At 33.3% G+C, this 19175-nt stretch carries 20 protein-coding genes and 1 tRNA gene; 13 read left to right on the top strand and 8 right to left on the bottom strand.

Translation table 11 applies throughout. The annotated features are described in order from the left end of the window. Positions 1-5: 5 nt before the first annotated feature. Positions 6-389: a hypothetical protein gene (locus RF683_RS00800; protein WP_309532341.1), complete on the bottom strand. Its 384-nt coding sequence runs from the start codon at positions 387-389 to the stop codon at positions 6-8. Between the two features lie 83 nt (positions 390-472). Here RF683_RS00800 and RF683_RS00795 point away from each other — a divergent pair, with 83 nt between their 5' ends. Next, positions 473-1618, top strand: a complete 1146-nt coding sequence (locus RF683_RS00795) for a lycopene cyclase family protein (RefSeq protein WP_309532340.1) — start codon at positions 473-475, stop codon at positions 1616-1618. Here the strand turns inward: RF683_RS00795 and RF683_RS00790 are convergent. After that, positions 1615-2427 carry a hypothetical protein gene (locus tag RF683_RS00790; protein ID WP_309532339.1) on the bottom strand — a complete coding sequence of 271 codons (813 nt, stop codon included), beginning with the start codon at positions 2425-2427 and terminating at the stop codon, positions 1615-1617. The genes RF683_RS00795 and RF683_RS00790 overlap by 4 nt on opposite strands. A gap of 147 nt (positions 2428-2574) precedes the next feature. Between RF683_RS00790 and RF683_RS00785 the strand changes: the two genes are divergently transcribed. From RF683_RS00785 to RF683_RS00770, 4 genes are all read left to right on the top strand, one after another. Then, positions 2575-2985 carry a BrxA/BrxB family bacilliredoxin gene (locus RF683_RS00785; RefSeq protein WP_309532338.1) on the top strand — a complete coding sequence of 137 codons (411 nt, stop codon included), beginning with the start codon at positions 2575-2577 and terminating at the stop codon, positions 2983-2985. Positions 2986-3069: 84 nt separating this feature from the next. Next, on the top strand, positions 3070-3804 hold the full coding sequence (locus tag RF683_RS00780) for a lysophospholipid acyltransferase family protein (RefSeq protein WP_309532337.1): 735 nt from the start codon (positions 3070-3072) through the stop codon (positions 3802-3804). A gap of 2 nt (positions 3805-3806) precedes the next feature. After that, entirely contained in the window at positions 3807-4796 is a 990-nt protein-coding gene (locus RF683_RS00775) for an acyl-ACP desaturase (RefSeq protein WP_309532336.1), read from the top strand. 42 nt (positions 4797-4838) lie between these two features. Then, complete coding sequence (locus RF683_RS00770) at positions 4839-5477, top strand: HD domain-containing protein (RefSeq protein WP_309532335.1); 639 nt, start codon at positions 4839-4841, stop codon at positions 5475-5477. A gap of 182 nt (positions 5478-5659) precedes the next feature. Here the strand turns inward: RF683_RS00770 and gdhA are convergent, their stop codons facing one another. Next, positions 5660-7003 carry an NADP-specific glutamate dehydrogenase gene (gene gdhA / locus RF683_RS00765; RefSeq protein ID WP_309532334.1) on the bottom strand — a complete coding sequence of 448 codons (1344 nt, stop codon included), beginning with the start codon at positions 7001-7003 and terminating at the stop codon, positions 5660-5662. Between the two features lie 257 nt (positions 7004-7260). Here gdhA and RF683_RS00760 point away from each other — a divergent pair, with 257 nt between their 5' ends. From RF683_RS00760 to RF683_RS00725, 8 genes are all read left to right on the top strand, one after another. Further along, a complete protein-coding gene (locus RF683_RS00760; protein ID WP_309532333.1) occupies positions 7261-7593 on the top strand; it encodes a T9SS type A sorting domain-containing protein in 333 nt (110 codons plus the stop codon). Positions 7594-7693: 100 nt separating this feature from the next. Beyond that, positions 7694-9586, top strand: a complete 1893-nt coding sequence (locus RF683_RS00755; protein ID WP_309532332.1) for a T9SS type A sorting domain-containing protein — start codon at positions 7694-7696, stop codon at positions 9584-9586. A gap of 91 nt (positions 9587-9677) precedes the next feature. Beyond that, positions 9678-10679, top strand: a complete 1002-nt coding sequence (locus RF683_RS00750) for a LuxE/PaaK family acyltransferase (RefSeq protein ID WP_309532331.1) — start codon at positions 9678-9680, stop codon at positions 10677-10679. 8 nt (positions 10680-10687) lie between these two features. Continuing rightward, positions 10688-11455 (top strand): TatD family hydrolase, encoded by a 768-nt coding sequence (locus RF683_RS00745; protein WP_309532330.1) that lies wholly within the window; start codon positions 10688-10690, stop codon positions 11453-11455. 58 nt (positions 11456-11513) lie between these two features. Continuing rightward, positions 11514-12656, top strand: a complete 1143-nt coding sequence (locus tag RF683_RS00740; RefSeq protein WP_309532329.1) for a 1-acyl-sn-glycerol-3-phosphate acyltransferase — start codon at positions 11514-11516, stop codon at positions 12654-12656. A gap of 46 nt (positions 12657-12702) precedes the next feature. Beyond that, the gene (locus RF683_RS00735; RefSeq protein WP_309533175.1) at positions 12703-13689 is read left to right on the top strand and encodes an asparaginase; all 987 of its coding nucleotides are present in this window, start codon (positions 12703-12705) and stop codon (positions 13687-13689) included. Beyond that, positions 13688-13775: transfer RNA gene (locus tag RF683_RS00730), tRNA-Ser, on the top strand. The genes RF683_RS00735 and RF683_RS00730 overlap by 2 nt, the downstream gene beginning before the upstream one ends. A gap of 16 nt (positions 13776-13791) precedes the next feature. Beyond that, positions 13792-14478, top strand: coding sequence for a porin family protein (locus tag RF683_RS00725; protein WP_309532328.1), 687 nt, complete (start codon positions 13792-13794; stop codon positions 14476-14478). Here the strand turns inward: RF683_RS00725 and RF683_RS00720 are convergent. From RF683_RS00720 to RF683_RS00700, 5 genes are all read right to left on the bottom strand, one after another. Then, positions 14466-14927, bottom strand: a complete 462-nt coding sequence (locus RF683_RS00720; protein WP_309532327.1) for a hypothetical protein — start codon at positions 14925-14927, stop codon at positions 14466-14468. The genes RF683_RS00725 and RF683_RS00720 overlap by 13 nt on opposite strands. A gap of 156 nt (positions 14928-15083) precedes the next feature. Then, a complete protein-coding gene (gene rpoN, locus RF683_RS00715) occupies positions 15084-16550 on the bottom strand; it encodes an RNA polymerase factor sigma-54 (protein ID WP_309532326.1) in 1467 nt (488 codons plus the stop codon). Positions 16551-16724: 174 nt separating this feature from the next. Further along, positions 16725-18158: an asparagine--tRNA ligase gene (asnS, locus tag RF683_RS00710; RefSeq protein ID WP_309532325.1), complete on the bottom strand. Its 1434-nt coding sequence runs from the start codon at positions 18156-18158 to the stop codon at positions 16725-16727. Between the two features lie 116 nt (positions 18159-18274). After that, positions 18275-18586 (bottom strand): hypothetical protein, encoded by a 312-nt coding sequence (locus RF683_RS00705; RefSeq protein ID WP_309532324.1) that lies wholly within the window; start codon positions 18584-18586, stop codon positions 18275-18277. Between the two features lie 99 nt (positions 18587-18685). After that, entirely contained in the window at positions 18686-19174 is a 489-nt protein-coding gene (locus tag RF683_RS00700) for a HEPN domain-containing protein (RefSeq protein WP_309532323.1), read from the bottom strand. Between the last annotated feature and the right edge of the window lies 1 nt (position 19175).

Raw genomic sequence — 19175 nt, 5'->3', positions numbered from 1 at the left:
TGTTATTAAGCAATTTTTGGCGGTTGCCAAATAGATTTCAGGTAATTTGATTCTAAAACTTGACTTTTACTCACAATAATAGAACCATGCTGTTTTATACTAGGTACTATTTCAAAAAAAAAGAAGTCATTTGGTAGTGTAACAACCACATTAGGGTGATTGTCTTGCATATTTTTAAAAGGTAATTGCATGTCGTGCGTACTGTCTGCATCCATATGACTGCCGTTTAAATAATGCATTTCTAAAAAGGAAAGTAAAGACAATTCTTTATTAGTGTTTTTATGAGCTAAATAATGTTCCACTAATAAGGGCGTTTTCAACAACTGATGTACTTCAGTCATTGAAAACACATAAATGCTTACTAAGGCTATGGCTATATATTTTCTCATTTGCTACAAAGTTAAAAAATAATTAAAGTAATTAACATTAATTTTTTCTTAAATAATTTAAACCTTATTTTTACAAAAAAAACATGAAGCACTACGATATTATTTTTACAGGCGGAGGTCTAGCTGCTTTACTAACACTCTCTGAGTTAGTAAAAAATAAATCATGTGCGTCTTACACTATTTTAGTTATAGATAGTGAAACAAAAAACACAAACGACAGAACGTGGTGTTTTTGGGATTCAAATACTACTTTTAATGAAATTTCTTCTCAAAAATGGGATCAAGTTTGGTTCAAAACAGAACAACTCAACAACCTACTTCCGCTTACGCCTTATCACTATAAAATGATTCGAAGTCAGGCTTTTTATGCTTCCATACATGAAACACTTAAAAATCATCATAACATAGAATTTAGCAACGAAAAAGTGCTTGATTTTTTTGAAGAACAAAATAGATGTATGGTTAAAACAACAAAAGCCACTTACTCATGTTCTAAAATTATGAATAGTGTATTTCATTCCAATTGGGTAACTTCTCAATCGCGGTATCCTTTGGTACAACAACATTTTATAGGTTGGTTTGTAAAAACGAAAGAACCTGTTTTTACAGAAAAATGTGCCACTTTTATGGATTTTTCTGTCAAACAAAAACAGACTACACGATTCATGTACATTTTACCACAGTCAAGCACAGAAGCATTGGTAGAATATACCCTTTTTTCGAAAGATCTATTACAGAAGGAAGAATATGAAGAAGCTATTCAACAGTATTTAAAAGAATTAGGTGTAACTGACTATGAAATTCTTGAAAAAGAACACGGAAACATTCCTATGACCTCTTATCCCTTTTGGAAACATAACACAAAAAACATTATACATATTGGTTCGGCTGGCGGATGGACGAAAGCAAGCACTGGTTTTACTTTCAAAAATTCCATGAAAAAATCTAAACCTTTAGCCAAAGCCATTATGGAGGGTACAGATTTTAGAAAATTATACAAAAAAAATCGCTTTTGGTTTTATGATTTATTATTAATTGACATTTTATTTGAGACCAACCAACACGGAAAATCTATTTTTAATGCCCTTTTTGAGCGTAAAAATGCACCTTTAATTTTCAAATTTTTAGATGAAGAGACTTCTTTTTGGGAAGACTTGCAAGTGATTTGGATGTGTCCAAAAAAATTATTTATAAAAGCACTTGCAAAACGAATCGTAAAAGGATTTTAACGGCTGAGCTTATTTTGCAATTCTATTGAAGTGGTAAAATTAGTTCTATCCGTAAAAATTACACCCTCTTTATCATAACGATTAAATAGAAAATCTCGCAATTTTTCTTCTATAGAAAGAGCAGTAAGTATCATTTTTTTATTCACTACAGCAAAATCTAAACTGACTTTTTCACGCTGATAAATCCAACTGGAGGTAAATTTATGATACTTCCCTACACTCTCCGCACTAGTGTAATAAAAAGGATACGGTACAGTGGTTTCATATTCTAAATGCAGTAGATTATAATTTTTATCTACAACAAAACGTCCTTTATAAAAACCAGGTGTTTCAAACTTAACTTCAATGCTATTATCGGCTGTCCATTCCACTTCATACATATAATTTTTGCTGTTGACTAAAAAATCAAATTTTGAAACAGTTAAATTTTTTCGAATAGGAAAGCCTGAAATCCAGCCAATTGGAGATTCAGAAGCGTCATATAATTTGAACGTTTCTTTTACTTTGGTAAACCAATTATTCTTATTTTCAATACTATTTTTTTTAGTAAATTTTCCATCCAACGCATTAATTTTAATTACTTGTTCCTCGTTTCTAAAAATAATAGTATCGCTATTTTGCAAGTTCACTTGTCGCAATAAAAAGGATTGGGTTGTAGTGTCGCAATTTTTTACCAATTGCTTTTGAAGTTTTTTAAGAATGTTGTCAATTTTTGGTATTCTTTTTACAACAACTGTCTCAATTTCAACTTCTTTTTGGGAAAAGCAAAAATTAACCACCAAAACGAAAAACAAAATTCTTTTAAACATAAAATTAATTTTGACAAACTTACATAAATTTTTGATGTCTAATTAAACGCAGAAGTCCTAATCATAAAACAATAACAAATCTTTATGAATTGTAAATTCTGTAAAACTAAATTTCTTAGTACCTTTGTACTATTAATACTTAAAATTATGTATCCAGAAGAATTAGTAAAACCAATGCGTGCTGAGTTAACAGATGCAGGTTTCCAAGAATTATATGCTGCTAACGATGTAGAACAAGCCTTAGCAAAAGAAGGTACAACTCTTGTAGTTGTAAACTCAGTATGTGGTTGTGCAGCAAGAAATGCGCGTCCAGGTGCAAAAATGAGTTTAGACAACGCTAAAGTTCCTACACAGTTAGTAACCGTTTTTGCAGGAGTAGATAGAGAAGCGGTTGATAAAGCACGAGAACACATGTTCCCATTTCCTCCTTCTTCGCCTTGTATGGCTTTGTTTAAAAATGGCGAATTAGTACACATGCTCGAAAGACATCACATTGAAGGCCGTCCAGCAGAATTAATAGCTGAAAATTTAAAAGACGCTTACAACGAATTTTGTTAGTTTTCTATGCTAGCATACTATAAAAACCATCAAAATTGATGGTTTTTGTTTTTTTATAAAATATCTTTGAAAAAAATTAGAAGCATGCAAAAAATTATTTCTATCCCCATTTCCCTTTTGTATTATTTGGTTTTTGGCTTTTGGTTAGTTTTTTTTCATCCTATCCAATGGGTATGTTACAACCAATTTGGGTATGAAGCACACCGATGGAGTGTAGCAATATTGAATTGGTTTTTAGTTAGAAGTACACATATTTTAGGAACAACTTATTCTATTAAAGGTTTGGATAGTGTGCCAAAAAATGTTCCTCTAATAATCGTTTCAAATCACCAAAGTTTATATGACATTCCTCCTTATATCTGGTTTATGAGAAATTGGCACCCAAAATTTATCAGCAAAAAAGAATTAGGTAAAGGGATTCCAAGCGTGTCATTTAATTTAAAATATGGTGGTTCGGCTTTAATTGATAGAAAAGACCCCAAACAAGCCCTTCCAGAAATAAAAAAAATTGCCGAATTAGTTAATACAAAAAACTATTCCGTAGTTATTTTTCCTGAAGGAACAAGAAGTAAAACAGGACAACCCAAACCATTTGCTGTAAATGGGTTAAAAATGTTATACAAGTATGCGCCTGATGCCTATTTCCTTCCGGTTACGATAAATAATTCCTGGAAAATGACGCGTTTCGGACAATTTCCGTTAGGACTAGGAAATAACATTGAATTTCACATGCATGAAGCGCTAAAAATAGGAGACTACAGCTTTGAAGAAATTTTTGAAAAAACAGAACAAACAATAACAAAACATATAAAAAACTAAACATGTCTATAAAAAATGTACGCCTTGAAGTAATGCAACTTCTAGAAAAAAAAGTGGATTATTTCATGGAAGAATTTTTAATCCCAGTAGAAAAAATTTGGCAACCCACCGACTTACTTCCTCATTCTGGTACTGAAAATTTTTTAGATGAAGTTACCGAATTAAGAGAAATTGCAAAAGACTTACCTTATGAATTTTGGGTTGTATTAGTAGGAGATACTATTACAGAAGAAGCATTGCCCACTTATGAATCTTGGCTGATGGAAATTGAAGGTGTTAACAATTTAGGCAAAAATGGTTGGAGCAAATGGTTTCGTCATTGGACAGGAGAAGAAAATAGACATGGCGATGTGTTAAACAAATATTTATATCTTTCTGGAAGAGTGAATATGCGCGAAGTAGAACAAACGACTCATCATTTAATTAACGATGGGTTTGACATTGGCACAGGTAGAGATCCCTACAAAAACTTTGTGTATACCAGTTTTCAAGAGCTTGCAACCTATATTTCACACAATAGGGTGGCGCAAATTGCAAAAAATTATGGTGATAAAAAATTACATAAATTATGCAACCTAGTTGCTGGTGACGAAATGCGTCATCACTTAGCCTATAGTGAATTTGTTACTCAAATTTTTAAAGTAGATCCAAGCGAGATGATGCTAGCTTTTCAATATATGTTAAAGTTAAAAATTACAATGCCGGCTCATTTTTTAAGAGAATCTGGAGAAAAAATTAGTACTGCTTTTGAACATTTTTCAAATGCTGCGCAAAAATTAGGCGTGTATACGGCAGCGGATTATGTGGATATCATGCAAAAATTAATTCAGAAATGGGAAATAGATAAAATTACTGGCTTAACGGATGAAGCAGAAAAAGCAAGAGATTTTATCATGAATCTTCCAAACAGAATGAAACGAATTTCTGAAAGACTAAGTATTCCTGATGAAACATTTATTTTTAAATGGGTACAACCTGCTTTAGTAAAATAATTCAATAAAAATCCTTTCCTTTGTGAAAGGATTTTTATTATTATGACACTACTAGAAAAGACAGTACTTTTTGTAAAAAAACAATTAGAAAATGCGGAAGGCGGCCATGATTGGTTTCATATAGAACGCGTGTATAAAAACGCACTACTAATAGCTAAGGAAGAAAAATGTGATCTTGAAGTGGTACAATTAGCCGCTTTACTTCATGATATTGCTGATAGTAAATTTCATGACGGCGATGAAGCCATAGGCCCAAAAACCGCTAAAAATTTCTTGGAACAAGAAAATGTAAGCAAAGAAACGATAGCGCACGTGCTTGCTATTATTGAAAACATTTCCTTTAAAGGCGGTAATTTTGAACAAAAATTTCAATCTATCGAATTAGATATTGTTCAAGATGCAGACAGACTTGATGCAATTGGAGCCATAGGAATTGCTAGAACTTTTAATTATGGCGGATTTAAAAATAGAGCCATTTATGATCCAGAAATTAACCCAAATCTTAGCATGAGTAAAGAAGAATATAAAAATACTACTGCACCAACAATTAATCATTTTTATGAAAAATTATTGTTGTTAAAAGACAAAATGAATACGCCTACAGGTAAAAAAATAGCCGCAGAACGACATGCTTTTATGGAATTATTTTTAAACCAATTTTATAGCGAATGGAATGGGTGATTTTTTAGTTGAAAGCATGAAAGTCAAAAGTCTGAAAGATTTGTTTCAAATTTCAAGTTTTTTTGTTGATTCAAGTTGAATTTTCAAATTTTCAAATTAGCTCATTGGTACATTGACTCATTGTTGACAAAAAAAAGCAGCATTCTAGAAGAACACTGCTTTTTTATTGTTTGAAGTATTTTTTATACTACACCTTGCGCTAACATAGCATCTGCTACTTTTACGAAACCTGCAATATTTGCACCTTTCACGTAGTCCACAAATCCGTCAGCTTCTGTACCATATTTTACACAAGCTTCGTGAATATCACTCATGATTTTGTGTAATCTTTGATCTACTTCTTCTCTTGTCCAGCTTAAACGTAATGAGTTTTGTGACATTTCTAATCCTGAAGTTGCCACACCGCCTGCATTTGACGCTTTTCCTGGAGCAAATAATATTTTAGCAGCAATGAATGTTTCAACGGCTTCTGGAGTAGAAGGCATATTTGCGCCTTCTGCCACACATATACATCCATTAGCAATTAACATTTTTGCTTCTTCTCCATTTAACTCATTTTGAGTAGCACATGGTAATGCGATGTCACATTTTACTTCCCATGGGCGTTTTCCTTCAACAAATTTAGCATTTGGATATTTTGCTACATACTCGTTAATTCTTCCATATCTTACATTCTTAATTTCCATAATGTAAGCTAATTTTTCTGTAGTAATTCCGTCTGCATCATAAATATATCCAGAAGAATCTGAAGCTGTTACTACTTTTCCGCCTAATTGTGTTGCTTTTTCAATAGCATATTGCGCTACATTTCCTGAACCAGAAACGACTACTGTTTTACCTTCAAAACTTTGTCCTTTTGTAGCTAACATGTTTTGTGCAAAATACACATCACCATAACCTGTTGCTTCCGGACGAATTAATGAACCACCAAAACTAATACCTTTACCTGTTAATACCCCTGTAAATTCGTTTCTTAGTTTTTTATATTGACCAAACATGTATCCTACTTCTCTTCCACCTACACCAATATCTCCTGCAGGAACATCCGTATCCGCACCAATATGTCTTTGTAGTTCGGTCATAAATGCTTGGCAAAACTTCATGATTTCGTTGTCAGATTTTCCTTTTGGATCAAAATCAGAACCACCTTTTCCACCACCCATTGGCAACGTTGTCAATGAATTTTTAAATACTTGTTCAAAAGCCAAGAATTTTAAAATACTTAAATTTACAGAAGGATGAAAACGAATTCCTCCTTTGTAGGGTCCAATAGCAGAATTCATTTGAATTCTAAATCCTCTATTCACTTGTGTATTTCCTGCATCATCAATCCAAGCAATTCTAAACATAATTACTCTTTCTGGTTCCACCATACGCTCTAAAAGCATTTTTCCTTGGTATTTAGGATTTTTTTCAATAAAAGGAATAACTGTTTCAGCTACTTCTCTTACGGCTTGCATAAATTCTGGCTCGTTGGCATTTCTCTTAGCAACTGCTTCTAAAAATGCATTAACACTTTGACTCATAATATATTTTTTTAGTAAAATTTTCTGAGGACAAATATACATTTTATCATAAAATTTTCGAAGAATATAACAAAAATTTAATGCTTTTTTTATCAAATTCAAATTGAAGACTTAAAAATGAGTCTAAAATTTTGCAATTATGTAATTTATACGAAAACGTTTTCAGAAAAAAACAACGGCATATATATTCTAAATTTTTTGTTTTTTGGCATACTAATTGATTTATTTTACTAACTTTACACCACAAACGTTACCAAATGAAGAAAAATTACATTTGTTTAGTATTCTTTTTATGCTTCTCTTTCTTAGCTATTGCGCAAGAAAGCAGAAACAATGTGTCGCGTTCACAAGACCCAACTATTGAAGGGCTAAGTGTATATCCAAATCCAAACAATACCGGAAAAGTAACTATTATTTCTCGTCAAAATTTAGAAAAAAAAGTCGAAATTTTTGATGTATTGGGTAAAAAAGTAATCGATGTTATGCTTTATACCAGAGAATTAAACATTAGCGCACTAAACCCGGGCGTATACATTATCAAAATTAAAGAAGGCGACGCTTCTGCCACCAGAAAACTCATTGTCAATTAATTAACCTTTTTTTGTTAGTAACTTTACACGAACTTTACGCAATACTTGTGTCTTAGCAAACTATTATTTTTTATCTTTGTAAAAATTTAATAGTTATAACATGAGAAAAATTTACTTTTTACTTACTTGTCTAATTTCAGTAACTAGTTTTGGACAAATATTTTCAGAAGATTTTAATTACGCTGACAATGCGCTATTAAGCGCAAATGGCTGGACAGCTTTTAGTGGTGGAGGGACAGCTGCTGTTGATGTAGGCGCTTCTAATGGTTTAACGTATACTGGCTATTCAGGCACAACAGGATTTACTGGTGCTGTTGTTGGTAACGCTGCAAGACTTGATAACAATGGAGAAGATATAAACAAAAATTTTTCAGCTAGTGTTACTTCTGGAAGTTTATATTACACCTTTTTAGTTAATGTTGCCTCTGGAGATGCGGGTTATTTCGCAGGGTTATTGTCTTCAGGAACAACATTTAGTAATCGAGTATATGTTAAACCTTCAGCTACTACTGGAAAAATTAATTTTGGATTATCAAATACAAGTACCAGTGTGTATGCAACAACTCCTACAGATTTTGATTTAAATACAACTTATCTTATAATTGTAAAATATGATGTAACCACAACTGGAAATGCAAGTATGTGGATTAAAGCAGCAGGTATTCCTGCTACTGAAGCAGCAGCAGGCGCTCCAGAAGTTACCACTTCAGGAACTGTGCCAGCAAGTGCATCTGGGTTCTTCTTAAGACAATATGCAACGACACAAAACATAACTGTTGATGGTATAAGAATTTATTCAACATGGTTTAACGCTGCTCCTTGCAGTTTAGTTTTAAACGCTGAAACAAGATCTTGTGATGCTACAACATTATCATTAGATACATATACCACAACCATACCTTTTACTGGTGGTGGAACGGCAACATATACACTAAGTGCTACTACTGGAACAATTAGTGGAGATAACCCTTCTACATCGGCAACTGGTAATATTATTATTTCTGGTGTAACAGAAGGCACAAATAATACATTAACAATTTCTGGAGGATGTAACATCGTAAAAACCATTACGGCTCCTGAATGCAAACCAGTAAACACATTACCTTTCACTGATTCATTTCCATATACGGTTGGCAACTCTTTAAATGGAGAACAAAAATGGAGTATATTAAATACCGGAGATAACATTGTAACTGCAACAGGAAACTTAAGTTATACAGGTATCACTTCATCTGGAAATTTAATCACTTTTGGAGGTGCTGGAGCAGAATCAAAAACTTTATTTACAAACACAACTACGGGAACAATTAATGCAAGAATGTTGGTTTCTGTAACAGATATTACAGGTATTACTACTGATTTAACAGGCGCTTATTTTGCAATATTAACTGACAATGCTAGCACTCTAACGAATGCGAGACTATGGGTTAGAAAAAACGGCACACAAATTCAATATGGAATTGGTGCAGCTACTACCGATGCGGTTTGGGATACTACTTTATACAATACAGGAACAACACAGTATTTAGTTCTTGGTTATGATTTTGCTAATAATCAAGTGTTTTTATGTGTAAATCCTACAATTGGAGGAACAGCTTCTCCTACAGCGCTTTACACGCCTACTACAGCAATTAGTGGTATTGGAGGTTTTGTATTTAGACAAGATTCTGCAACATTAACTCCAACAGCGTTATCTATTGATGAATTAACAATTGATACATCATTAAACTTTACATTAGGTAACGATTCTTTCTCTCAAATTGACGGATTAAAATTATATCCAAATCCAGTTAAAGGAGGTACGTTATATGTGGAAACAGCTTTAAACAACAATGTACACGTAACTATTTATGATATCGTAGGAAAGCAAGTGCTAAATACTACTGTAACAAATAATGCAGTTAACGTTTCAGAATTAACTTCTGGCGTATATGTAGTAACGGTTACTGAAGAAGGTAAAACAACTTCTAAAAAATTAATGATTACAAATTAATCCTAGTTTTGTTGTAAAAACAAACATAATAATCTTAAAAGCATCAACACCATGTTGATGCTTTTTTTATTTTTGCATAAAATTAAACACCTTGATTACACAAGAAGATATCTTTTCTATTGCTTCAAAAAAAGAATTTGAAAAAATGACACTGAAAATTTTTCGTTACCAATACGAAAACAATTTAGTGTACCATTCTTTTTGTACTCATTTAAAAAAAACACCTGCGCATGTAAAACGCGTACTAGATATCCCTTTTTTACCGATACAATTTTTTAAAAGTCATACCATATTAAGTTCAAACGCGCCCGTACAACAGATTTTTACGAGCAGCGGCACAACAGGCATGCAACCTAGCAAACATTTAGTAACAGATGTGAGTTGGTATGAAATGAGTTATCGCTTAGGTTTTTCAAACTTTTATGGAACTATTGAAAATTATTGTGTATTAGCACTTTTGCCTTCTTATTTAGAACGAGAGGGCTCATCTTTAATTTATATGGTTGAAGATTTAATTCAAAGTAGCAACCATGAAGATTCAGGATTTTATTTGAATAATTATAATGACCTTTTACAAAAAATTGAAAAACTAAATAAAGAAGGACAAAATGTTATTCTTATTGGAGTTAGCTATGCTCTATTGGACTTAATTGAATATGCAACATTGCATTCATTCCCTCTTCATGAAATAGGAAAATCTTTAATCGTAATGGAGACAGGAGGCATGAAAGGAAAACGCAAAGAATTAATTAGAGAAGAATTACACCAAAAACTATGTGAAGGATTTGGCGTGCAGTGCATCCATTCAGAATATGGCATGACGGAACTCCTTTCACAAGCCTATTCACTAGGAAATGGTATTTTTGAATGCCCCCTGTGGATGGACGTTTTGATACGAGACACTGAAGACGCATTAAGTTATGAAGGATATGGAAAAACGGGAGGAATTAATGTGATTGATTTAGCAAACCTAAATTCGTGTTCCTTTATTGCCACACAAGACCTTGGAAAAAAATATACCAATCAAACCTTTGAGGTATTAGGCAGATTTGACAACAGCGACATTAGAGGCTGTAATTTATTAATTGAATAAACGATAGTATGCAATTTACAGACACACATACGCACTTATATTCAGAAGAATTTAATGACGATAGAGACGAAATGATTTCACGCGCTATTCGCCAAGGCGTCAGCAGACTATTTGTGCCTTCCATTGACAGTAGTTATACCTCGCACATGTATGCCTTGGAAAACCAATATCCTCAACATGTTTTTTTAATGATGGGATTGCATCCTTGCTATGTAAAAGAAAATTATCAAGAAGAATTAGCACATGTTGAAAAAGAACTCGCTGCTCGAACATTTGCAGCCATTGGCGAAATTGGCATTGATTTGTATTGGGATAAAACCTATTTAAAAGAACAACAATTGGTATTTCAACACCAAATTCAATTGGCCAAAAAATACAAGTTACCCATAAATATCCATTGCAGAGACGCTTTTGATGAAATTTTTGAAATATTGGAACAAGAAAAAGGCCCTGATTTAGTTGGAATTTTTCATTGTTTTACGGGAGATAAAAATCAGGCTTTGCGTGCTATAGCTTGTGGTATGAAATTAGGAATTGGCGGTGTAGCCACTTTTAAAAACGGCAAAATAGATCAGTTTTTACACGAAATTCCGTTAGAACATATTGTATTAGAAACAGACGCTCCCTATTTAGCCCCAGTCCCGCACAGAGGAAAAAGAAATGAAAGCAGTTATATTACTCTAATTGCCGAAAAATTAGCTACTCTATATCAACTTCCTGTAGAAGAAATTGCTCGCATCACTACAGAAAATTCAAAAGAAGTGTTCGGATTTTAGCAGAAAATAATTGCTATTTCCCTTTTTTTTTGTTTTTTTGTAATGTAGAAAATAGAGCATGTCCAAATTTGATAAAATACGTCCTTATTATGATGCTGAAGTAAATGGTGCTTTACGCGAAGCCATACAGCATCCAATGATGAAAGCGATGATGCAATTTGCTTATCCAGATGTAGAGGAATCTATTTGGAAAGAGCAACTGCTTCGTACACACTCCATTAGAGATTTTCAAATCAATTTTGCGTATCAGGCGGTTAAAAAAATCATTGAAACAACCTCTGATGGATTAACAACTTCTGGATTTGAAAAACTAGAGCCAAATACTGCTTATTTTTTTATTTCTAATCACCGTGATATTATATTAGACACTTCCTTATTAAATGTGTGTTTATTTGATCATGGTTTGGTAATGACTGCGTCGGCTATTGGAGATAATTTAGTAAAAAAGGATTTTCTACTTAAATTATCTAAATTAAATAGGAATTTTTTAGTGCAACGTAATTTACCGCCTCGTGAGTTATTACAAAGTTCAAAATTACTTGCCGAATATATGTATCATTTAATTTCTCGTGAAAATCGTTCGGTATGGATTGCGCAGCGAGAAGGAAGAACCAAAGACGGCAATGACGCTACACACCAAGGTGTTTTAAAAATGATAGCAATGGCTTCTGACGAAGCAAATACGATGGATTTTTTCAAAAAAATTAAGTTGATTCCTGTTTCTATTTCCTATGAATATGATCCCACAGACGCTTTGAAAATGCCTCAACTCATGGCAGAAGCAAACGATCAAATTTATATTAAGGAAAAAAACGAAGATTTTATTACGCTATTAAGTGGTATTATTGGACAAAAAAAACGCATTCACATTCATGTGGGCGATTGCCTTAATCATGAAATTGACACTATAAAAGCAGCGACAGATAATGCCAACAAGCAAATACAAGCCCTAGCACAAGTAATTGACGATTCTATCTTGCAATCCTACAAACTTTGGCCTACCAATTTTATTGCCTATGATTTGTTGCATGCTACCTCAATCTATAGCTCAAAATACACGGAAAAAGAAAAACAATTGTTTGAGCGTCGTTTAGAACTGCGAATCAATGCAGATGATGCTAAACAAAAAGAGAGTTTTTTAGCTATGTATGCCAATCCGGTTATCAATAAATTAAAATATACTACCATTGAACCTGTCTAAGCAAAAACCAGCCATATTGTTAATTTACACAGGCGGCACCATCGGAATGGTGAAAGATGCTGACACGGGTGCGTTGAAAGCTTTTGATTTTAACCAATTAGTAAAAGGTATTCCTGAATTAAAATTACTAGATTGTAGTATTGAAACCGTTTCATTTGAACATCCTATTGATTCTTCAACTATGCAAATTGAAGATTGGGAAAAAATGGCCGAAATAATTGCCTCCCAGTATACAAAATATGATGGATTTGTCATACTTCATGGTTCAGATACGATGTCTTACAGTGCCTCTGCGTTGAGTTTTATGCTAGAAAATCTAGAAAAACCCGTTGTATTTACAGGCTCTCAACTCCCTATAGGCGATTTACGCACCGATGCAAAAGAAAACTTAATAACAGCTATTCAAGTTGCATCGTTGCAAGAAAATGGGAAACCCATCATCAAAGAAGTGTGTTTATATTTTGAATATAAATTATATAGAGGCAACCGAACAACCAAAATTAGCGCCGAACATTTTAATGCTTTTACCTCACCTAATTTTCCAGAATTAGCAGAATCAGGGGTGCATTTAAAAGTCAATCAAGAAGCGTTGTTTGTTGGTGAAAAATCCTTACCTTTAAAAGTCAATAAATCCTTTGATGATCATGTGTTTATTTTAAAACTTTTCCCAGGTATTAATCAACACGTTGTGCGTTCTGTATTGCAAATACCTGATTTACGAGGTGTGGTATTAGAAACCTATGGCGCAGGAAATGCACCTTTACACGATTGGTTTATCAACGAATTGAAGCAGGCGATTGACAAAGGGTTATATATTGTGAATGTTACCCAATGCAGTGGAGGAAGTGTTATTATGGGAACTTATGAAACGAGTACCAAATTAAAAGAACTCGGGTTGATTTCAGGGGGAGATATTACCACAGAAGCAGCTATTACAAAATTAATGTATTTGTTGGGTCAAAATATTGAAAAACAAGAATTTAAAACCGTTTTTGAAACCTCATTAAGAGGCGAAATAAGCGAAATTAACTAGAGAGGTGGCCGAGTGGTCGAAGGCGCACGCCTGGAAAGTGTGTATGCTCCAAAAGGGCATCGAGGGTTCGAATCCCTTCCTCTCTGCAAAATAAGTATAATCATGAAGAAAATTCATTTCTTTTTACTTTTTCCTTTATTTCTATTGGCACAACAAACTCCAGTAGAAAAAACAGTTTCTGTCATAGATTCGCTATACAGAGAAGATCAATTTTATGCTTCTTTGAGTTATAATTTAGTCAAAAATACCCCTTCCGATTTTGCTCAAAATGGTTTTTCCTCTGGTATCACTTTTGGCTTTTTAAGAGATATGCCGCTAAACAAAAAAAGAACGTGGGCAATTGCTACTGGACTAGGCTATTCGTATAATAATTTAAAACAAAACATACAAATAGAATATTTTGACGCTTTAGACGCTACCTATTATTCATATATTGGAGAAAATACAAATAATAAATTAGTATTGCATTATCTAGAATTGCCTCTTGAAGTGAGATGGCGAAATTCAACACCCGAATCACATAAATTTTGGCGCATTTATACCGGTTTTAAAATAAGTTATTTAGTAGGCAGTAAGTCTTCTTTTGATACTTTTACTGAAAAATATACCTTTAAAAACAATCCCGATTTGAATAAAGTTATCGTAGGGCCCTATATTACAATGGGATACAATACCATTAATATTTACGCTTACTATGCGCTAAAACCAATATTTAAAAATGCAACCCTTGTAGACGAACCCCTAAAAATGAATTCGTTTAATCTTGGTTTTCAGTTTTATATTCTGTAAAACCAAACTAAATATTGGGGCACGATTCCAATTAGCATTCCTACAATTAATTCAAGAGGTGTGTGCGATTTTAGATATAATCTAGACGAAGCGACACAGCCCATGCAAATCATAAGAAACGCTACCGTGTACGTAGTATCAAGATTAAAATAACTAGAAAACATAAGTACAAACTGAAACAATGAAGCAATTCCTATCATGTGAAGACTTGCTTTATACCCAAATGTTGTTACCGCCAGTACTAAAAACGTACTCACAAAACCACCTATAAAAAACAAATGGAGTTCAGGGAATGTTTGTTTTACAATGCCAAAATTAACTAAGGCATAAAACAATACCAATTGTATAAAAATTGGCTTTTTTCGTTCTTGTAAACTGGCTTCGGTAAAAGAATGTATGGCTTTTGTTGTTCGTAAAATAGCATAAAACAATAGCGGTAAAACTACCATATAAACACAAATTTGTAGAAAGGTCACATAAAAAGCAAGCGTATGCGAAAAAGTACTTGTGAAAAGAAAAAAGAAAAGTGCCCCATATATAGAACTAAAAATAGGGTGAAAAACATAGGAAAAGGGTACTAAAAAATGTTTCGGCTGTAACAATTGCTATATTTTTTTTCGTAAACGTGCCACGGGAATATCTAACTGTTCTCTATACTTGGCTATGGTACGTCTGGCAATAGGATATCCTTTTTCTTTTAAAATTTGTGCCAAATCTTCATCGGGAAGTGGTTTGCTTTTATCTTCTTCAGCAATAACTGTTTCAAGAATTTTTTTAATTTCGATTGTAGATACATCTTCGCCTTGATCGTTTTTCATGGCCTCACTAAAGAATTCTTTAATCAATTTTGTGCCATACGGCGTATCTACGTATTTACTATTTGCTACACGAGAAACTGTTGAAATATCTAAGCCCACTTTATCTGCGATATCTTTCAAAATCATGGGTTTCAAACGGGCTTCTTCACCATCTAAAAAATAATCATATTGAAAATGCATGATGGCATTCATGGTAACCAATAAGGTTTCCTGACGTTGTTTAATGGCATCAATGAACCATTTTGCCGAATCCAATTTTTGCTTAATAAACTGTACCGCATCTTTCTGCGAAGCTGATTTATCTCCAGTATCTTTATACGTTTGAAGCATGTCTTGATATTCCTTTGAAACATGCAATTCAGGAGCGTTTCTAGCATTCAAATACAACTCTAATTTGCCATCTACTACTTTTATAGTAAAATCTGGGACAATATGCTCAACCGTTCTACTACTGCTGTCAAAACTTCCTCCTGGTTTTGGATTTAGCTTTTCTATTTCGTCAATGGCTTTTTTTAATTGGTCTTTTGAAATATCAAATTTTTGAAGCAATTTGTCATAATGCTTTTTGGTAAATGCTTCAAATTGTTTTTCTATAATTAGCGCTGCTAATTGAATGGAATCGGTTGGTGTTTTATGCTTCAATTGAATCAGTAAACATTCTTGCAAATCTCTTGCCCCTACACCAGAAGGTTCGAGCTGTTGTACAATTTGAAGTACGCGTTCCACTGCTTTTTCATCCGTATAAATTCCTTGAGTAAACGCCATATCATCAACGATGTCTTGAATGCTTCTTCTAATGTATCCCGAATCTTCAATACTTCCCACTAAAAATTCGGCGATTTCTCTGTCTTCATCAGACAAGATAAACGTATTGAGTTGGTTTACTAAATCTTGATGAAAACTGATTTGCGCAGCAATGGGTAAGGATTTATCTTCATCATCATCGCTATAATTATTGGTTTGGTATTTATAATCGGGTGTTTCATCATTGCTTAAATACTCGTCAATGTTAATATCGCCTGTATCGATATGGTCGTTATCATAGTCGTCATAGTTATCAGCATCCGTATTATCATACTCATCAAAAGAATCTACTTGCTCGTCCATACCGCCTTCAAGCGCTGGGTTTTCAACTAACTCTTCTTGCAAGCGTTGCTCAAAAGCTTGTAGCGGCAATTGAATTAACTTCATCAACTGTATTTGTTGAGGAGATAATTTTTGAGATAATTTAAACTGTAAACTGTGTTTTAACATTATTTTTGTTTCAAGTTTTTCTAGTCGAAAGTCGAAAGTTTTTCTAGTCGAAAGTCAAGCTTCTACCTTTATCTGGTTTTAAGTTGAATTTTAAATTTTCAAATTCTAATTTTGTTTTGTTTCAGGTTTCAAGTTGCTTAACAAAGACAACCTGAAACTTGAAACAACTATTTTTTAGAATTCTGCGTTTTGTGGTGTTCTCGGGAATGGAATTACGTCTCTAATATTTGTCATACCTGTAACAAACAATACCAAACGCTCAAAACCTAATCCGAAACCTGAGTGAACTGCCGAACCAAATCTTCTTGTGTCTAAATACCACCATAATTCTTCTTCATCTATACCTAGAGCCTTCATTTTTTCAACCAAGACGTCTAAACGTTCTTCTCTTTGTGAACCTCCTACGATTTCGCCGATGCCTGGGAATAAAATATCCATAGCACGTACAGTTTTTCCATCTTCATTTAAACGCATATAAAATGCTTTTATTTTTGCTGGATAATCAAATAAAATTACCGGACATTTAAAATGTTTTTCTACTAAGAAACGCTCGTGCTCACTTTGTAAATCGGCACCCCATTCCTCAATAAGGTATTGGAATTTTTTGTTTTTATTTGGTTTGCTATTTTTAAGAATATCAATAGCTTCGGTGTACGAAACACGTTTAAAGTTATTTTCTAAGATAAAATTTAATTTTTCAAGCAAGGTTATTTCGCTACGCTCGGCTTGTGGTTTTTGTTTTTCTTCTTGTGCTAATCTATCCTCTAAAAATTTCAAATCATCTGTACAATTATCCACGGCATAGTTAACCACATACTTAATAAAATCTTCAGCCAAATCCATGTTAGCGTCTAAATCATTAAAAGCTACTTCGGGCTCAATCATCCAAAATTCTGCTAAGTGACGTGAGGTGTTTGAATTTTCCGCTCTAAATGTCGGCCCAAACGTATACACCTGACCCAATGCCATGGCATAGGTTTCAGCTTCTAACTGACCTGAAACGGTTAAGTTGGTTTGTTTGCCAAAAAAATCTTCTTTGTAGTTTACTTTTCCCTCTTCGGTACGAGGTGTATTGTCAAAAGGCAAGGCGCTTACTTGAAACATTTCGCCTGCTCCTTCTGCATCTGAACCTGTAATAATGGGTGTGTTGACATAGAAAAAACCTTTTTGCTGAAAATAGCTATGCACCGCAAATGATAATGCCGAACGCACACGCATTACAGCAGCAAAAGTATTGGTTCGCACACGTAAATGGGCATTTTCTCTTAAAAACTCCAGCGAATGACGTTTGGGTTGCATCGGAAATTTCTCGGCATCTGAGTCGCCTAGAATTTCAATTTTTGATACTTGTATTTCTACTTTTTGCCCAGCACCTTGACTTTCTACTAGCGTCCCTTTTACACAAACAGCGGCACCTGTAGTGATGCGTTTTAAAATTTCTTCTGGTGTGTTTTCAAAATCTACGACACACTGTATATTTTGTATGGTTGAACCATCGTTCAACGCTATGAATTGGTTATTTCTAAATGTACGCACCCACCCTTTAGCGGTTACTTCCTGCAACGTTTTAGTGTTGTTTACTAAATCAACAATTTTAATGTGGCTCATTGTAAGTTTGTATATGCATTAAAATGCAAATATAGGGCTAAAATTTGAGTTTTTGAAATGTTACTTCGCACAAATCAAAGGGATTTTGTTGGTAATGAAAGTGTGGGCGTTTTTAATTATTCTTGTTTTGATAAAATAAAAATATAACTACTATATGGGTCTCTTGAATTGAATCCTTCGTGAGATTCAAAGAGTGTTTGTTCCAAATTCCAACCAAGCTTTATACAATAATTTAGAGCATCAACTTGAGAAATAAATTGAATAACTTTCCCTTCTTCATTTCGTATTAAATCTGCAACAGTATTGTCACTCATTTTATGCGACGAATTATATAGACCTTCGTTTAATCTTGCTGGACCATTACCATCAGGTGCTGTTCCGTTTGACGTACCTTTTGCCCAATAAGTTAAGATTGCGTATTTTTTCATAATTCTTTTCTGTTTTTCCTTAAGATTGTTATTTTAATGTTTTGATTCTTTAAAATGAAAGTGTTGTTAAACGATTACTGCTGTTGTAAGCAGTTTTTATTATTTAACAACATCGTCTATTATTTCAATTATTTTTTTTGAATCGTGAAAATATGTTTTTACACTACCAAATGAAACTCTAGGATATCCTCCGTGTGCGAATTCATTTCTAGCATCATTTAATGATTTTAGTGAACTATCAATTTGCGATTTGTTCGGCTCTAAATCAAGTTTATGTTTAAATTCAGTATTCCAATTTTCATCAAATCTTTTTAAACTTTTACAGATGTTTTCCTTACTTGGATTCATAGAACTGTTTGTAAAAGTTGTTTCTATGTAATTTTTTGCTTGGATAGGTAATGTGTTATGGAAGTCAGATAAAATTGCTTTGAATGTGTTTTCTATAGTTCCGCAACACTTTACTATTGCATAATTTGTTAAATATGGAACAATAGAATGTGATTGACCAAAAACATCAATAATTTTTTGAATCTCTTCCATTTCCAGACTACAATCGTCAATGCTTTGTTTTGCAACTAAATTATTCATA

The organism is Flavobacterium sp. 20NA77.7 (genome assembly GCF_031326205.1).
In the GTDB taxonomy this organism is placed as follows: Bacteria; Bacteroidota; Bacteroidia; order Flavobacteriales; family Flavobacteriaceae; genus Flavobacterium; species Flavobacterium nakdongensis.
The sequence above is the reverse complement of the archived record's forward strand: the minus strand, read 5'-3'. Positions and strand labels throughout refer to the sequence as shown.

Coding starts and splice junctions, on each gene's coding strand:
- RF683_RS00700 (WP_309532323.1), bottom strand. CDS start 19,174: ATGAATAATTTAGTTGCAAAACAAAGCATTGACGATTGTAGTCTGGAA.
- RF683_RS00745 (WP_309532330.1), top strand. CDS start 10,688: ATGCAATTTACAGACACACATACGCACTTATATTCAGAAGAATTTAAT.
- rpoN (WP_309532326.1), bottom strand. CDS start 16,550: ATGTTAAAACACAGTTTACAGTTTAAATTATCTCAAAAATTATCTCCT.
- RF683_RS00705 (WP_309532324.1), bottom strand. CDS start 18,586: ATGAAAAAATACGCAATCTTAACTTATTGGGCAAAAGGTACGTCAAAC.
- RF683_RS00725 (WP_309532328.1), top strand. CDS start 13,792: ATGAAGAAAATTCATTTCTTTTTACTTTTTCCTTTATTTCTATTGGCA.
- RF683_RS00780 (WP_309532337.1), top strand. CDS start 3,070: ATGCAAAAAATTATTTCTATCCCCATTTCCCTTTTGTATTATTTGGTT.
- RF683_RS00775 (WP_309532336.1), top strand. CDS start 3,807: ATGTCTATAAAAAATGTACGCCTTGAAGTAATGCAACTTCTAGAAAAA.
- asnS (WP_309532325.1), bottom strand. CDS start 18,158: ATGAGCCACATTAAAATTGTTGATTTAGTAAACAACACTAAAACGTTG.
- RF683_RS00755 (WP_309532332.1), top strand. CDS start 7,694: ATGAGAAAAATTTACTTTTTACTTACTTGTCTAATTTCAGTAACTAGT.
- RF683_RS00795 (WP_309532340.1), top strand. CDS start 473: ATGAAGCACTACGATATTATTTTTACAGGCGGAGGTCTAGCTGCTTTA.
- gdhA (WP_309532334.1), bottom strand. CDS start 7,003: ATGAGTCAAAGTGTTAATGCATTTTTAGAAGCAGTTGCTAAGAGAAAT.
- RF683_RS00720 (WP_309532327.1), bottom strand. CDS start 14,927: ATGGTAGTTTTACCGCTATTGTTTTATGCTATTTTACGAACAACAAAA.
- RF683_RS00760 (WP_309532333.1), top strand. CDS start 7,261: ATGAAGAAAAATTACATTTGTTTAGTATTCTTTTTATGCTTCTCTTTC.
- RF683_RS00735 (WP_309533175.1), top strand. CDS start 12,703: ATGGTGAAAGATGCTGACACGGGTGCGTTGAAAGCTTTTGATTTTAAC.
- RF683_RS00800 (WP_309532341.1), bottom strand. CDS start 389: ATGAGAAAATATATAGCCATAGCCTTAGTAAGCATTTATGTGTTTTCA.
- RF683_RS00790 (WP_309532339.1), bottom strand. CDS start 2,427: ATGTTTAAAAGAATTTTGTTTTTCGTTTTGGTGGTTAATTTTTGCTTT.
- RF683_RS00770 (WP_309532335.1), top strand. CDS start 4,839: ATGACACTACTAGAAAAGACAGTACTTTTTGTAAAAAAACAATTAGAA.
- RF683_RS00740 (WP_309532329.1), top strand. CDS start 11,514: ATGTCCAAATTTGATAAAATACGTCCTTATTATGATGCTGAAGTAAAT.
- RF683_RS00785 (WP_309532338.1), top strand. CDS start 2,575: ATGTATCCAGAAGAATTAGTAAAACCAATGCGTGCTGAGTTAACAGAT.